General features: G+C 58.1%; 14 protein-coding genes and 1 pseudogene. 7 read left to right on the plus strand and 8 right to left on the minus strand.

Annotated features, from left to right (window positions below; translation table 11 throughout):
* Positions 1–20 precede the first annotated feature (20 nt).
* Positions 21–1022: a TAXI family TRAP transporter solute-binding subunit gene (locus QD357_RS25575; RefSeq protein WP_414125303.1), complete on the minus strand. Its 1002-nt coding sequence runs from the start codon at positions 1020–1022 to the stop codon at positions 21–23.
* Between the two features lie 497 nt (positions 1023–1519).
* Here QD357_RS25575 and QD357_RS25580 point away from each other — a divergent pair, with 497 nt between their 5' ends.
* The 5 genes and pseudogenes from QD357_RS25580 to leuD all read left to right on the plus strand — a co-directional run bounded on the left by QD357_RS25580 (position 1520) and on the right by leuD (position 6014).
* Positions 1520–1834 carry a carboxymuconolactone decarboxylase family protein gene (locus tag QD357_RS25580; RefSeq protein WP_414125305.1) on the plus strand — a complete coding sequence of 105 codons (315 nt, stop codon included), beginning with the start codon at positions 1520–1522 and terminating at the stop codon, positions 1832–1834.
* A 958-nt stretch (positions 1835–2792) separates the two neighbouring features.
* Positions 2793–4016, plus strand: a complete 1224-nt coding sequence (locus QD357_RS25585; protein ID WP_414125306.1) for a CaiB/BaiF CoA transferase family protein — start codon at positions 2793–2795, stop codon at positions 4014–4016.
* A 14-nt stretch (positions 4017–4030) separates the two neighbouring features.
* On the plus strand, positions 4031–4936 hold the full coding sequence (locus tag QD357_RS25590) for a hydroxymethylglutaryl-CoA lyase (RefSeq protein ID WP_414125307.1): 906 nt from the start codon (positions 4031–4033) through the stop codon (positions 4934–4936).
* 66 nt (positions 4937–5002) lie between these two features.
* Positions 5003–5404, plus strand: a pseudogene (locus QD357_RS25595) (aconitase family protein); the annotation flags it as partial.
* The gene (leuD, locus tag QD357_RS25600; protein WP_414125308.1) at positions 5313–6014 is read left to right on the plus strand and encodes a 3-isopropylmalate dehydratase small subunit; all 702 of its coding nucleotides are present in this window, start codon (positions 5313–5315) and stop codon (positions 6012–6014) included. The pseudogene QD357_RS25595 and the gene leuD, both read left to right, overlap by 92 nt.
* Before the next feature lie 240 nt (positions 6015–6254).
* On the opposite strand, the gene QD357_RS25605 is transcribed toward leuD, so the two are convergent.
* The 7 genes from QD357_RS25605 to QD357_RS25635 all read right to left on the minus strand — a co-directional run bounded on the left by QD357_RS25605 (position 6255) and on the right by QD357_RS25635 (position 12588).
* Positions 6255–6740 (minus strand): DUF1330 domain-containing protein, encoded by a 486-nt coding sequence (locus QD357_RS25605; protein ID WP_414125309.1) that lies wholly within the window; start codon positions 6738–6740, stop codon positions 6255–6257.
* A 134-nt stretch (positions 6741–6874) separates the two neighbouring features.
* Positions 6875–7612, minus strand: coding sequence for an SDR family NAD(P)-dependent oxidoreductase (locus QD357_RS25610; protein WP_414125310.1), 738 nt, complete (start codon positions 7610–7612; stop codon positions 6875–6877).
* Positions 7613–7794: 182 nt separating this feature from the next.
* Positions 7795–8001, minus strand: coding sequence for a hypothetical protein (locus QD357_RS25615; protein ID WP_183940710.1), 207 nt, complete (start codon positions 7999–8001; stop codon positions 7795–7797).
* 79 nt (positions 8002–8080) lie between these two features.
* The gene (locus QD357_RS25620; RefSeq protein ID WP_183940712.1) at positions 8081–9526 is read right to left on the minus strand and encodes an NAD(P)(+) transhydrogenase (Re/Si-specific) subunit beta; all 1446 of its coding nucleotides are present in this window, start codon (positions 9524–9526) and stop codon (positions 8081–8083) included.
* Positions 9527–9547: 21 nt separating this feature from the next.
* The gene (locus QD357_RS25625; RefSeq protein WP_183940714.1) at positions 9548–11122 is read right to left on the minus strand and encodes a Re/Si-specific NAD(P)(+) transhydrogenase subunit alpha; all 1575 of its coding nucleotides are present in this window, start codon (positions 11120–11122) and stop codon (positions 9548–9550) included.
* 120 nt (positions 11123–11242) lie between these two features.
* Entirely contained in the window at positions 11243–11710 is a 468-nt protein-coding gene (locus tag QD357_RS25630) for a nuclear transport factor 2 family protein (RefSeq protein ID WP_183940716.1), read from the minus strand.
* 5 nt (positions 11711–11715) lie between these two features.
* Positions 11716–12588, minus strand: a complete 873-nt coding sequence (locus QD357_RS25635; protein WP_183940717.1) for an oxidoreductase — start codon at positions 12586–12588, stop codon at positions 11716–11718.
* Between the two features lie 540 nt (positions 12589–13128).
* Here QD357_RS25635 and QD357_RS25640 point away from each other — a divergent pair.
* Positions 13129–13707 (plus strand): TetR/AcrR family transcriptional regulator, encoded by a 579-nt coding sequence (locus QD357_RS25640; protein WP_183940719.1) that lies wholly within the window; start codon positions 13129–13131, stop codon positions 13705–13707.
* Between the two features lie 651 nt (positions 13708–14358).
* The gene (locus QD357_RS25645; protein ID WP_183940721.1) at positions 14359–14835 is read left to right on the plus strand and encodes a hypothetical protein; all 477 of its coding nucleotides are present in this window, start codon (positions 14359–14361) and stop codon (positions 14833–14835) included.
* Positions 14836–14984: the final 149 nt, after the last annotated feature.

The raw sequence follows: 14984 nt of genomic DNA on the forward strand, positions 1-14984 counted from the left end.
CAGCATCGATGGAGCGTCTTTTACATGTACCCGCGATCGCGATAGTATTTCTCCGCCCCTGGATGCAGCGGCACGTAGGTGTCCTTCCACATCTGTGATAGATCAACCGGGCCTGTCAGGCCCTGCTCCGGAAGAAATATCGACTCGATCTGGCGTTTCTGCTGATCGATACCCCGTATGGTGGCGTATGCAATTTCGTCGGGGAGATCCTCGCGGCAGAATAATATATGTCCGGAGAAGTCCACGGTTGGCACATCGGCATCGACGCCACGCAGAGAGTTCTTCGGCATAATAGCCCGGCGGATCCCGTGCTTGCGCTCCATCCGGTCCAGTACGTCTTCGTCGATCGGCAGGAAGGTCAGATCGACGGTGTCAGCGATGTCCTTCCAAGGCCTGGTCATGAGCGCTTCATCAAACACTGCATTCAGGGCTCCGCTGCGCATGCCAGAGACGCGATCCAGCCGGCCTTCCGGCACTCTCTCCATGAGATTGGGCTGCCGGTCACCGAACACCACCGAGCCGCCCCAGGATTCTATCTCCTCGATAGACATGCCGTACTCTGCCAGCACGATGTCGAGCACCCAGCCGGTCGGATGACGAAGATGCGTTGGCGCGGTCGAAATCCTGAGCGGAATTTTTTGCTCCTTGATCTGCCTGATTGAGCTTATGCCCAGATCCTTGCGCACGGCGAACGCAAACTGATCAAAATGCGGGAACACGCCTATGGCCATCAGGCGCAGAGGCCGCTCTCCGAAGCCATTCGTGCCACGACCCGCCCTGGCGGTTTCGACCAGCCAGGAAGGAGAGGTCAGAGCCATGTGATAGCGACCGCTGTCGACGAGTTCCGGCCCTACAATGCAGGCCTCGCCCGGATGCATGTTGTGCACCGATACCGTCGTGCCCTCAGGAAGGTCGCCAAAGTATCCGGTCAACCCCTGGCCGGTCATACTCCCATATTTCGAAAAGTTTGCGCCGGCGGCCAGGATCTTGATCTCCGTGGCGGCCCCATTTTCGGTTGTCATGCTTCGCTCTCCTCCCAGGACGAACTTGCGTCCAAACCCGGCAGACTGCCTGCGCACGCCAAGTTTCGTCTTCGTCAATTACGCAGCATTATGCGCATAATGCTGACGTTTGCAAGAAGGTTCCACCACTGGGATCGAACGTCGCGGCGGCAATCGACGTAAAAACTCTCAAGCTGCAGAATGGAGACGGGAGTTGCGGCCTCTCCGTTCCGGATAGTGCTCTTTCGTTTTCAAGGGGACGAATTCCAGGAGCCTTTCCTGCTGGCGCCCTCCGCTCTTGCTCGCTTGCAAAAAGATGAAGGGGCGTTTTTAGCGCCATTCATCAATATTGGTTGAAGAAGCCAAAATCCTACGCGAAAAAGGCCACCACGCGCACCCTGATCGTTTTACGACGCATAGTTTGGCTGGGATCTCCGATCAATGAGGGGTACATTCGTCCGCATGCCTATCCGTCGGAGGGCTCCGGCAATCTCGAAGAAGCACGAGGGAGTTCAGTCTTGAACGACGCCAATCCTAAGCCGGGAACGGTCGCCTATGTCGGGAAGAACGGCGGCACCCCTGGCCAGATATTCGCACAGTTTGTCGGCTCGCTGGCGACGGATACCGTCCTGACCCCGCGGGAGCGGGAACTGGTTTACATAGGCATACACACGGCGCTCAACCTGGAAAACTCGCTGCGCGCCCATATCCCTCGCGCGCTGCAGGCCGGCGCCACGAAGGAGGAACTAGCTGCCGCCATGATGATCGCCGTCGCCAATGGTGGCGTGAACGGCGCCTTGATCGGGCTGCCGATCCTGTTCGAGGAACATTGATCCGCGACGGCGCCGAACGGAGAATTTCGGTTCGGTGCAAGGATGGAGGCGCGAGACCGGTAGCGAATGGTGGGAACTGGCGCGGTCCACTGGACGATCCATGACTTGATGGGGTTGTGCGGCGTGGCCGGAAGGTCCCATTTCGCAGGGAGCTTTAGATCCGTCCGATACGTTCGCTCGGTTCGATAGCGGATCGGGCCATCCTTCACCATCATGCCAGCTTGTGGACCGGGAGGAGAGCCGATCCTGATTTGGTCAGATTGACTGTCGTTGCTGGTATCGCCGGCTCATAAGTCCGGCGCGGCCGCGTTTTGTGTGGTTATCCCTCTGGCGTGCCAAGGAAACCCACGCTTCCGCTGGCGACATCCCTCCCCCTTGAAAGCCAAAACCTCCAGTCACCAGACATCGAGATTGTTAAGCGAATTCCCGACTGTTCGGCGGCTCTTCGGCTCCGGGCAATTGTCCTACCGGCGCGCGTTAGAGCGGTCACCGTCGTGACGCAGGATCATCAACGAGACTCTTCTCTCCCCCACTCACCGTTCCTGGATTCGGTCATCAATCCGCGATCGTCAACCGGTGACCAGAGTCAAAACTCAAACAAAGCTCTCGAATTCCAATGGTGATACGAGCCAAATTTCTGCGCTCCTGACCGCCACTTTGGCAACTTCTGTCATGGATTCCGTGAACACATCGTTCCTGTGCCAAAACAGTGGAGTGAGAACAGGAGAATCGATTTTCACTCGCTACCACTATATTTGACATATGTTATATTTTCGGACATGTATCATTTTGGCTAGGCCCGCCTCTGACAGTTCCACAAAATATGAATGCTGGCGCTGGAGCGTCGGGCCGACGCGGAACGGACACATCCGTTCTCGACAAACCCAGCAAAGAATAAAGCGGAGACAGTAATCGATTCGGCGAGGAATCGGGTCCATCCGCTCAAAGGAGGAAAAAGATGGATGGCGACGGTTTCCCGCTCCGCGGTCTCAGGGTGCTTGAAATCGGACACTTTGTGGCGGCTCCGTTCGCCACGCGCCTTCTGGCCGATCTCGGCGCTGATGTTATCAAGATCGAGCCGCTCACCGGAGATCCTGTGCGTCAATGGGGCGAACAAGTCGACGGCAAGTCGATCTGGTGGTCTTTGCATGGCCGAAACAAGCGGAGCCTGGCCTGCAACCTCAAGGATCCGAGAGCGATCGAACTGATCCTAAGGCTGGTGCGTGAATGTGACGCCGTCGTCGAGAATTTCCGTCCCGGGCAGCTTGTCAGGCTGGGAATTGGTCCAGACGTTCTACGCCGGGAAAGGCCGGATCTGATAATCGCGCATATCTCCGGCTTTGGCCAGACAGGGCCTTATCGGGACCGTGCCGCGTTCGGCGTCATAGGTGAGGCGATCGGCGGCCTCAGGCATCTGACCAATCAAGCGCCGGGCAGTACCGACCTTCCGCCAGTGCGCGTGGGGGTCAGCATTGGCGATTCGCTTGCCGGCCTCTACGCCGCGTTCGGTCTGGTTTCGGCGCTGTGGCAGAGAGATCGCACCGCCGGCGACGCCAAACCGCGTACCATCGACGTCGCTCTCACGGAGAGCGTGCTGAGCCTTATGGAAGGAATGCTTCCTGAGTACGGGAGGCTTGGAAAGGTCCGCCAGCCGACGGGTGGAGGCATCCCGACGGCGGCACCGACCAATGCCTATCCCAGCGCCGACGGAGCGTACGTTCTGATCGCTGCGAACTCCGAACCGCTTTTCGCAAAGCTGATGGGTTTGATAGGGAGGCCGGACCTGATCGGTGTTGCGGGTTTCTCAGGCAATCAGCAACGTGTTCAAAATTCAGTCGAACTCGACGAATTGATTGGTCAATGGTCACGCCGACATGATTCAAAAACGCTCATCGGGTTGCTGACCGGCGAGGATATCCCAAACTCGCGCGTGTACACCGCCGCTGATATCGCTCATGACCCGCAATATCGGGAGCGCGGGATGATTTTGGACGTTTATGACGAGGCATTTGACGGCCCAATTCTGCATCCTGGCGTCGTACCGCGCTTTGGTGACGAACCAAATGCAATCCGGTGGCCGGGACCGGCTATTGGCGCCCACAACGAGGAGATCCTGCGCGGACTGCTCAGCATGGATGACCAGGAAATTTTCGTCCTGCGCGAAAAAGGAGTGATATCATGAGCCAGGACGTAACCTTGATCGAAGTCGGGCCGCGCGACGGTTTCCAGCCGATCAGCATGTTCATTCCGACCAGCCACAAGATAGACTATATTCGCCGCCTCTACGAAACAGGCCTCAGGCGCGTGGAGGCTAGTGCGTTTGTGAGCCCCCGCGCTATGCCGCAAATGGCTGACGCGGCCGAAGTCCTGGCGGCGGCACAGGCAATGCCGGATCTTGGCGTGCAGGTCCTGGTTCCAAATCAGCGCTACTGTGAAGAGGCTGTCTCTGCCGGAGCGACTGCCATCGCATTTGTGCTTTCGGTGAGCCCGAAGCACAACATGAACAACGTGCGCAAAACCCCGCGGGAATCCGTGGAAGAATATGCCGGGATTGTGGGGCAACTTCCTCCGTCAATTTCACTTCGCCTGAACCTGGCGACGTCGTTCGACTGTCCGTTCGACGGACCGGTTGCGCCAGACGATGTCATCGGGTTGCTTGACCAACTCGTTCCCATCCGCCCACAGGTCGAGATCGCGCTTTGCGACACTACAGGTCGGACGACGCCCGACAAGGTCGAGGCCCTGTTCGCGCGCGCCATGGCACGTTTCCCGAACGGACCCGGCTGGGTATTCCATGGCCATGACACATATGGCCTCGGGGTCGCAAATGTCCTTGCGGCCTATTCGTCCGGCGTGCGGGCCTTTGATGCGTCGTTCGCCGGACTGGGCGGGTGCCCCTTCGCTCCCGGTGCGACCGGTAATGTCGCGACGGAAGACGTCGTGTGGACCTTCGATAACATGGGCATAGCCACCGGCATCGATCTTGGCCGCCTGCTTGATGTCGCGGAAGACGGCGCCAGGATTGCGGGAGCCACCCCGGGTGGCCGTGTACGCGCAGCACTGCGTGGCAATCGATGCATTGCAGAGGAGCCAACAAAATGACCAGACCCCGCACGCTCTATGAAAAATCTGGGACAATCACGTTGTGGCGGCGCTCGAGAAGGATCCCTGGACGGATTGCCGATTGACGTTGTCTTCATAGGCTCCTGCACAAACAGCCGCATCGAAGATCTGCGAGCGGCGGCAATCGCTCGTGGACGGATGGTTGCATCCGGCGTGAGAGCGCTTGTTGTTCCAGGATCGGGCGACGCCAGGGCCCGAGGTGAAGCCGAGGGGCTCGACCGCATCTTCATCGCCGCGGGGTTCGAATGGCGTGACGCCGGCTGTTCGATGTGCATTGGTCTTAATCCGGACAAGCTGATATCGGGACAGCGCAACGCATTGACTTTAAACCGGAATTTCGAGGGTCGGCACGGGGGTGGCGGGCGAACCCATCTCGTTTCCCCGGCGATGGCCGCCGCAGCGGCGGTCACGGGTTGCCTCACGGACGTGCGGAGACTGGCTATATGACCCCTTTGTTTCAATTACCGCAATCGCGGCTCCACTGGAGCTTGCCGACATCGGCACGGACATGCCGTTTCCCGCAGCCTTCATGAAAACCGTGTCGCGAGACGGTTTGCCCAAGGCCTTGTTCTGCAACGGCCGGGTTGCCGATCCAGAATTTCCTCTGAACAAGGCGCCACGGGATCGAGCCGGCATCATGGTCGCGCTCGACAATTTCGGGTGCGGATCAAGTCGTGAGCACGCCCCGTGGGCTCTGTTGGATTTCKGGATCAGATGCATCATCGCGCCCAGTTTTGCGGAGATTTTTCGAGGAAACTATTTCAAGAACGGCATCTTGCCCGTCGAACTTTGCCGGCAGGATGTGGAGACGCTTCTTTCTGATGTGAGGAACCCCGAAACGGCGGTTCTGACGGTCGATCTGGAAACTGAGACGATCACTCGGGCGGCAGGCGCTCAAATCMGTTTTTCGACCGAACCCCGAAAGCGTTACCGCCTGCTGAATGGTGTCGATGACATTGACCTGTCCCTCACCCACGCCCGGGATATCACATCACATAAAAATGCCGCGGCCAGGGCGTATCCCTGGCTAAGGTCCGCCCCGGCGGAACTCCCCTAAGAAATTGAAATATAATAGCGTCACGACCTTGCCACGTCGGGCACGGTTCGAGCGCAGTGCGGTTTTCACGACGACCGTTTGAGAGCGTCGAATGCGAAGGCGAGGCAATCGGAGCCTAGCCTTCGCATATGGCAGGGAACGAGGGCGCAAACGACGCGCTCGAAACGGATCGCAGCCGGTAGTCATCCAGCAAGCGCCTTGCCGCTTCATGTCGGAGATACCCGAGCCGATTTTGCATCATCAGAAGCAGAGGCGTCTTGGCGTCGATCTTGGCGTCCCGCAAGAGCGCCAGGTGCCTTGATGCGACCTTCTCATTGCGTCGGAGCTTGACCATGCCGGGCGGTCGAGCGGAATGCGCAACTCGCGGAGGCTGCGCACTTGTTCGTCGTCGACATTCAGGTACGCCTCCTCCTCCTCCTCAGTCATCCATGGCTTGTCGGTGATGAAACTGATCGCTTTCGTGTAACCGTCACGCAATTTTATGATCTCCTGATACTCGTCGCTCATCCAGAACCCCCGGGCGGCTTTTTCGTCGGGGAATTCCAGAATGACGGGGCGAGCCCCTCTCCAGCTTTCGTCTCCCTCCACAAGTTCCGCCCCTTCACCAAACATTCGGTAGGTCGCGCCATATTTCTTCGCCAGAGCTATCGAACGTCTGGGGTAGCCAGACTTTACCAAAGTATCAAAATTATCGATCTTGATGATCAACACCACATAAGCAGGCATAGTCAGTATCCTCCAGTTTTCCACATTGTTCTAACGGCGCATCAGGATGCGCACGCAATCGATTTGTCCTAAATCAATTCTGATCCGGGTTGCCGCTACAGGTCGGGAACCCTCCGTTCCTGCAGCAGCAGCAGTCAGGAAATCTTGTACATGCCACCGTCGACGACTATCGCCTGGCCCGTGATGAACGAGGCATCATCGCTCGTCAGAAATGCAACCGGTCCGGCAATATCGTCGGGATCGGCGAACCGCTTTATTGCCTGCTGCATCCACACCTCCCGCTTGACCTCATCTGGAAGGCCTGCCATGCCGGGTGTATTCGTTATGGCCGGCAGAACCGCGTTGACGGTGATGCCATCGCCGCCAAGGTCGTTTGCAAGTCCGCGGACAAAACCGATGACGCCCATCTTACTCGCCATGTAGTGGCTCAGGCCCTGTTGCGAAACGCCGATGGAATTCGACGAGATGTTTACAAATCGGCCCCAGTTGTTCTTGCGCATGAGCGGCACGAAATGTTTCGCGCTGTGAAAATGTGAATCGAGGTTCACGCGCAGCACTGCATCCCAATCCTGGGCATCCATTTCATCAATATGCTTCACCGGGAGAATCCCGGCGTTGTTAACAACAATGTCGGCTCGCCCAAAGTGACTGAACGTGACTTCGGCCAGTCTTGACCAGTCCGTTGCGAGTGAAACGTCAGCTACGGCACTGATGTGCTCCGTGCCGATCTTTTGCGCCGTTTCCAGGCACTCCGCTCGGTCCACGAGAACAAGTTTCGCACCGTGCTGGGCGAGTTTGATGGCGATCGCCCGACCTATACCTCTCGCCGCGCCGGTCACGACGGCAACTCTGTTTGAATGAGACATTGACATGATTGCTCCTTTCTATGAGCTCGGAAAAAATGAAGGCTGTATCGAGCCCCGCAGCGCCGGATGAGGCTGTAATCTGCCGGAACGATCAGTAATGAAGGCTGCTTCGTCGAAGACGAGGAAGGTGACATGATCAGCATCATCGTCCGGGCCTTGATGCCGCTTGATGTTTAGCTTTCGTATTTTCACACCTGCAGATATCGCGTCGTTGTTTGTGGCAAATCAAGTTCCCCGCCCTCAACTTCGACGAGCGCTTTCACCTCTTCGAGAGCACCGAAACCTGCTACGGCGACATCTACACCGTCACCGACAAGGTTGCAGTTAGCCGAGCGACCGAAACAGGCGACGCCACCGGTCACAACCGCAATTCTGCCTACCAAACGACGGTTCATTGTGTGTCCTTACTGACGGTTCACCTGCTGGCGCCTGTGTTGGGGGTGGGCGCGCCTCCGGTCTTGTTTGCCCGTTCGATTACGTGAGGAGCGGCAGAAGATCGTTGATCGACTTCTTGGCATCGCCATAGAACATGCGAGTATTGTCCTTGTAGAACAGCGGGTTTTCGATGCCGGAATAGCCCGTGCCCTGTCCGCGCTTGGAGACGATCACGAGCTTCGACTTCCACACTTCCAGCACGGGCATGCCGGCGATAGGCGAGTTCGGGTCGTCCTGTGCCGCCGGGTTGACGATGTCGTTGGAACCTATGACGATCACGACGTCGGTATTGGGGAAGTCGTCGTTGATCTCGTCCATTTCAAGCACGATGTCGTAGGGCACCTTCGCTTCGGCGAGCAGCACGTTCATATGGCCGGGCAGACGTCCCGCCACCGGGTGGATGGCGAAGCGGACCGTCTTGCCGGCGGCTCTGAGCTTGCGGGTCAGTTCGGAGACGGTTTGCTGCGCTTGCGCCACCGCCATGCCATAGCCCGGGACAATGACGACGCCGTCTGCGTCGTTGATCGCCGATGCCACGCCTTCGGCGTCGATCGCCACCTGCTCGCCCTCGATTTCCATCGCCGGACCCGTCGCGCCGCCGAAGCCGCCGAGGATGACCGAGATGAAGGAGCGGTTCATCGCCTTGCACATGATGTAGGAGAGGATCGCACCTGAGGAACCGACGAGCGCCCCCGTCACGATCAGCAGATCGTTGCCGAGCGTGAAGCCAATGGCGGCGGCCGCCCAGCCGGAATAGCTGTTCAGCATCGAAACGACGACCGGCATGTCGGCGCCGCCGATGCCCATGATCAGGTGGTAGCCGATGAAGAAGGCGAGAGCAGTCATCAGAAGTAACGTCCAGTCGCCACCGCCGAGCAAATAGACGAGCAGAAGGATGAGTGAGTGGGCAGCGGCACCCGCGTTCAGCAGATGTCCGCCCGGCAGCTTCTTCGCCTTGCCATCCACCTTGCCGGCAAGCTTGCCGAAGGCAACGACGGAGCCTGTGAAGGTGACCGCGCCGATGAAGACGCCGAGGAAGACCTCGACCTTCATGATCGCCAGTTCCACCGCCGTCTTGTGGGCAAGAATGGCGGAAAAGCCCGTCAGCAACGAACGCGCCGTTTCATCGAGCGAGGCGACATGCGCTTCCTCGATATGGGCGTTGAAGCCRATRAAGACGGCGGCAAGRCCGACRAAGGARTGAAGRGCCGCSACAAGCTGCGGCATCTCGGTCATCTGCACCCGGCTCGCCACGAAGTAGCCGAGCACGGAGCCGCCGGCCAGCATGAGGAGCACGACGAGCCATTGCCCGACACCCTTGCTGATCTCAGGGCCGAAGACGGTGGCGATGATGGCAAGGCCCATGCCAACGATGCCGTACCAGACGGCGCGCTTGGCGCTTTCCTGGCCGGAAAGACCGCCGAGCGAGAGGATGAACAGAACGGCTGCGGCAACATAGGCCGCGGAAACGATACCAATGGTCATTTAAACAGATCCCCGCTTGGCTTACGACTTCTGGAACATGGCGAGCATGCGCCGTGTCACGAGGAAACCGCCGACGATGTTGATCGTCGCGATCAGGACGGAAAGCGAGGCCAGGATCACCACCAGCCAGTTGCCGGAGCCGATCTGCAGCAGCGCGCCGATGATGACGATGCCGGAAATCGCATTGGTGACGGCCATCAGCGGCGTGTGCAGCGAGTGACTGACATTCCAGATGACCTGGAAACCGACGAAGCAGGCAAGCACGAAAACGATGAAGTGGCTCATGAAGCTTGCTGGCGCATAAAGGCCGACGAGCAGCAGGATGGCCGTGCCGACAACCAAAAGCCCGACCTGGTTCTTGGTCTGCGCCTTGAACTCGGCCTTTTCCTTGGCGTGCTTTTCCTCAGGCGTCAGCTCTTTTGCTTTTTCCTTCGGCTTCTGGGCGGCAATCGCCTGGATCTTCGGCGGAGGCGGCGGGAATGTTATCCCGCCCTGATAGGTGACGGTCGCGCCGCGGATGACGTCGTCTTCCATATTGTGAACCGGCTTGCCGTTCTTTCCGGGCGTCAGGTCGGTCATCATGTGGCGGATGTTGGTGGCGTAAAGCGTCGAAGACTGCGTCGCCATGCGGCTCGGAAAATCCGTGTAGCCGATGACGATGACGCCATTGTCGGACACGATGCGCTGATCGGGAACCGTCAGATCGCAATTGCCGCCGCGCTCGGCGGCGAGGTCGACGATGACCGAACCCGGCTTCATGGTCGCTACCATGTCGGCGAGCCAGAGTTTCGGGGCGTCGCGGCCGGGGATCAGCGCCGTGGTGACGACGACATCGATTTCAGGCGCGAGTTCGCGGAATTTTTCCAGCTGCTTCTCGCGGAATTCCGGCGAGGAGGGGGCGGCATAACCGCCGGTGGCTGCGCCATCCTGCTGCTGGTCGGCGAAATCGAGATAGACGAACTCAGCGCCCATGGATTCGATCTGTTCGGCTACTTCCGGGCGAACGTCGAAGGCATAGGTGACGGCTCCGAGCGAGGTGGCCGTGCCGATGGCGGCAAGACCGGCAACGCCGGCACCGATCACCAGAACCTTGGCGGGGGGCACCTTGCCGGCGGCGGTGACCTGACCCGTGAAGAAGCGGCCGAAATTATTGCCGGCCTCGATMACCGCGCGATAACCGGCGATATTGGCCATGGAAGACAGGGCGTCCATCTTCTGGGCGCGGGAGATACGCGGCACCATGTCCATGGCGATGACGTTGGCGCCCTTTTCCCTGGCCTGCTCCAGAAGGTCCTTGTTCTGGGCGGGATAGAAGAACGAGATCAGCGTCTTGTCCGAAGACAGGCGATCAGTCTCCGATGTTTCCGGCGGGCGAACCTTGGCGATGATGTCGGATCCGGCGTAAAGCGCATCGGCGCTGTCGACGATCGTCACACCGGCTGCGCGATAGGCGTCGTCGGAAAAACCGGCCGCCTTACCTGCACCGGTTTCAAGAATGCAATCATATCCGAGTTTCTGCAAACCTAGCGCGCTGTCGGGCGTCATGCCGACGCGCGCCTCGCCAGCGCGAATTTCTTTGGGGGAACCAATTTTCATAAGAAACCTTTGAATTGTGATACATCACGCCCAAACTGCAACATTCGGCGTCAATCCCCATAAGGGTCCCCGGACACGACAGCGTCGCGTCCGGTTATCAGGCGTGTCCCGATTTTTGCTTTATGACTGGCGCGGGATAGCGACGCCGGGAAAGGGGTCGGTGCTTAACCAGATGTACTCGTACCGTCGCTCCAGGAAACGCCATTTGCCATCGGTTTTAACAACGACATCATGGTATAGGCCGAGGTTGTTATAGAAATGATCAGCGGGCCCCGATGCCATTTCCCAGACAGGCGACCGGATCGTCGCCCGATCTCCTTTCACGTCGAGCACACCATGAGTGACAAGTTGGGTGAAAAAAATCAGCCCGTCACGCAGGAAATGCAGATGACTGAGGATGGAATCGATTCCTTCGCATTTTGCTTCGAAAGGCTGCCCGATAAGCCACCTCCCCTCCGCCATCCAGGTTTCTGTGAACTGTTCGATATCACCGCGGATGCACGCGTCGGAAAAGCGGGCAACCAGGTCCCTGATAGCGAGTTCGTCAGCAATATCGGCGGTCCCGTGGTTGTTGTGAGGCGCGCTCATTCAGTTCACGCTGCCTTTCCCTGGGATGCAATGTTGTCGAGGGTCGACAAATGCTCTGGCAACAAAACCAACGCTCCGGCAGCAAAATTCTCCCTGAGGTGCTGGACTGACGACGTACCTGCGATCACCAGAATATTGGGCGCGCGCTGCAGAAGCCATGCAAGAGCGACCTGTTTCTCTGTCGCGCCGAGTGACGACGCTACTTGGGAAAGTGATGCTGACTGAACCGGCGTAAACCCGCCCAGAGGGAAGAAGGGGACGTAAGCTACGCCCTGGCGGCTCAACTCATTGATAAAATCATCGTCATTTCTATGCACGAGATTGTACTGGTTCTGGACGCAGACGATGGATGTGACAGAACGTGCTTCTTCGAACTGGACCTGGGAGACGTTGCTGAGGCCAATGTGTTTGATCAGGCCTTTTGACTGCAGTCCAGCCAAAACCGACAATGGCTCGCTGATCGAACCTTCTGCGGGACCTGTAGCGCCTCCGACCCTCAGGTTTACCAGGTCCAGAACGTCCACGCCAAGGGTCTCCAGGTTCTGATAGACCGCTCCCTCGAGCGCATCTCTGCTCAGATCGGGGAACCACGAGCCATCATTACCTCTCTCGAACCCCACTTTTGTAGCGATGAAGAGATCTTCGGGATAGGGGAACAGGGCCTCCCGGATCAGTTCATTGGCCACTCGGGGGCCATAGAACTCGGCCGTATCGATGTGGTTGGCGCCGAGGTTCACCGCCTCCCGCAAAACGGCAAGTGCAGCGTCTCTGTCACGCGGCGGACCCCATACATGAGGACCGGGCAGTTGCATGGTGCCATAGCCAAGCCGCGACAGTTGGATAGAAGTGCCAGGCAGGTTAAATCTGGAATGTTGCATCAATTTTCCTTTCGTTTCGATTGTAACATGGCGGTCGCATCTTCAGCGTTCGAACCGAATGCGGTTATTCTGGTATTCAGGTTAGCCACCCGGTCACGGGGCACATGGTCTCTTTGTGGTGGAAGGTAGCGGCTGCGAATGGGAGCCGGTTGCGATGTGCAGCGCCGGCGCCGGCGCCGTCAGGCAAGATTCTCGAGACCAGGTCGCGGCGCGTCGGATATCTCATTGAAGGACGACAACGACCTGGGTGTGTGCGGAAGCCTGATGTCAAAGCAATTGCCGTCAAATCCTGTGGCTATAGGAACGTCCTGCGGGTTGAGTGAAGCCGCTTCCACATGGATCAGCACGTCGCCGCGACCAACGACCGGAAGAGGGACTTCGTCAAGTCGCGGCTCGTTTTTTAAGTCGTTGATCCTGATCGCTCTCACTGCAGCCCCCAAATATGCACCCGGTGCAATTAGGCATAGTGCACCCGGTGCAAATTTACAAGAGGATTCTTTCGTGCGATAAACTCCCTCAATCCAAGAGGTGAGATCAGACATGGGACTTCGCGAAACAAAACGCCGTGAAAGGCATGAAAAGATTATGGAAACCGGTCTTCGGCTTTTCACGGAGCGCGGATACGCCGCAACAACCCTTGATGCCATAGCCGACGAATCCGGAATCGCACGCAGGACGTTCTTTCATTATTTTCGATCCAAGGAAGAGATCATTCTGGCCTGGCAAGGTATGGTGCCGGATGAACTTGGGAACGAGATCAGGGGGCTCGGCACGGCCGTCTCCCCCTTTGAGACAGTTGAAACCGCGCTGTCCTCGCTCGCACGAAAGATGAAACCCGAAACGGCCATCATGATCGGTCGGATCGTGATGTCGGAGGAGCAACTGATCGCGGGCAATCAGGCCAAATTCATCGAAATGGAACGCGCAGCATTCGATGCTTTGTCTGCGCTTTGGCCGGACGCGGCCCGCGCCGTCGGGTTGAGGTACGTCGCTTTGACGGCAGTCGGCGCGATGCGCCTTTCCTTCGACGCGTGGGTTGACGAAGAATGTGAGAAACCCCTGAATTGGTACCTCGCCGAAAGATTTGCCGCTTTAAGATCTGAACTTCAGGTGAATTGAGTATGATGGCAATGCGGGCCGGCATCAGGGTAATAATCTCGCGGAGGCTCCAGACGGCGCATTCCGGTTATTGCCTGCGCCGGGACATGACCGGGGTTTGCCAAATCCATTGCGGTCTGCTGTCGAAAGTGAAAAGCCGACGTGTTGCTGCGTGTCGGGCACGAAAGGTTCGTTTCCCAGCGGAGATGAACGTTGAGAGCGGGTATCGGGCCACTGATCCCACCTCCCGGTTTTCATGCCGGTGAGTTTACCGAAACGTCGTCTCCGACACTAGGCTGTTTACATGGGCGCGTGCCCCTCTGCCGGCAGCGGCTCGTCTCGCCGAAGATGGGGGGGTCTGTCCGGATGCCCGATCTTAACTACTTTGCTAGCTGATGACGCAAAATCGGACTACAAAAGTCGTTGCCGATATTCTGTATCGTTCGCCGAAGCGAGTAGGCGATAAATCTCTCATCCAATCCAGCTCAGGACCGCTCGTAGGATTAACGATTTGCAGCAATGGACAGCTCGAATGCGGTTTTGCTGCAGCCGGATACCACCGATCGCATTTTGAATGCCTTATATTGCCTCTGGCGGCAACGTGAAAACGTGGTACCTTTATTTAGGACCGAGTGCAAAAATAGGCTTTGACTGAATCTGGGAGGGTTCACGATGGAGATATTTTCGAAGCGGGACGGGCCGCGTCGGGAGGACGCGGAGATCCGACGTTTGATAGAACGGAACCGCGGAGTCATTACAAAACTCGCGGATCAAATCAGCGGCGGCCGTTACTCGGAATCAAAAAAACCAACGACAGCCCCGCAACCGGAAGGTCTCATCATCCATATAGGGGGCGCGGCACCGGTTCACGCGGTGGAACCGAAGATCCGGGTCACGACCAACGGCCGCGTAATCGCCGTCGATGTCGGCACCGGGCGGCAGTTGCAACATTTCGGGGATATTCGCGACCGCAATGGTATGAAGGTTTTTGCTTTGGCGACAAAGGCCAATGGTTTTATTGCACCGCTCGACGACGCAATGACGGACGCGCTGTCGGATGTGAACGGTGTTCTGGTAGGACCCGCCTATGGCACCGCGGACTTGGCGGCTGACATCGGCCGGCGGCTCGACATTCCTCCCGAGACCTGAGGCGTGGCGCACGCCTTCGTCTTCTGCGCCATTTTGGCGTAAAGTTCCCCCGAATGTGGAATGTGAACAGCCGTATGAGCCGAGAGATGTACACGCCACGACCTTCAGCAAAATCCCGCCCTCAGGCGGCTGGCCGGTCTTTGGCTGGT

The sequence above is a fragment of the Rhizobium sp. BR 317 genome, from assembly GCF_047445835.1.
Taxonomy (GTDB): domain Bacteria; phylum Pseudomonadota; class Alphaproteobacteria; order Rhizobiales; family Rhizobiaceae; genus Rhizobium; species Rhizobium paranaense.

Excerpts from the sequence above, each read along its gene's own strand:
- QD357_RS25645 (WP_183940721.1), top strand. The coding sequence starts at position 14,359 with ATGGAGATATTTTCGAAGCGGGACGGGCCGCGTCGGGAGGACGCGGAG.
- QD357_RS25640 (WP_183940719.1), top strand. The coding sequence starts at position 13,129 with ATGGGACTTCGCGAAACAAAACGCCGTGAAAGGCATGAAAAGATTATG.
- QD357_RS25575 (WP_414125303.1), bottom strand. The coding sequence starts at position 1,022 with ATGACAACCGAAAATGGGGCCGCCACGGAGATCAAGATCCTGGCCGCC.
- QD357_RS25605 (WP_414125309.1), bottom strand. The coding sequence starts at position 6,740 with ATGCCTGCTTATGTGGTGTTGATCATCAAGATCGATAATTTTGATACT.
- QD357_RS25615 (WP_183940710.1), bottom strand. The coding sequence starts at position 8,001 with ATGAACCGTCGTTTGGTAGGCAGAATTGCGGTTGTGACCGGTGGCGTC.
- QD357_RS25610 (WP_414125310.1), bottom strand. The coding sequence starts at position 7,612 with ATGTCAATGTCTCATTCAAACAGAGTTGCCGTCGTGACCGGCGCGGCG.
- QD357_RS25630 (WP_183940716.1), bottom strand. The coding sequence starts at position 11,710 with ATGAGCGCGCCTCACAACAACCACGGGACCGCCGATATTGCTGACGAA.
- QD357_RS25585 (WP_414125306.1), top strand. The coding sequence starts at position 2,793 with ATGGATGGCGACGGTTTCCCGCTCCGCGGTCTCAGGGTGCTTGAAATC.
- QD357_RS25635 (WP_183940717.1), bottom strand. The coding sequence starts at position 12,588 with ATGCAACATTCCAGATTTAACCTGCCTGGCACTTCTATCCAACTGTCG.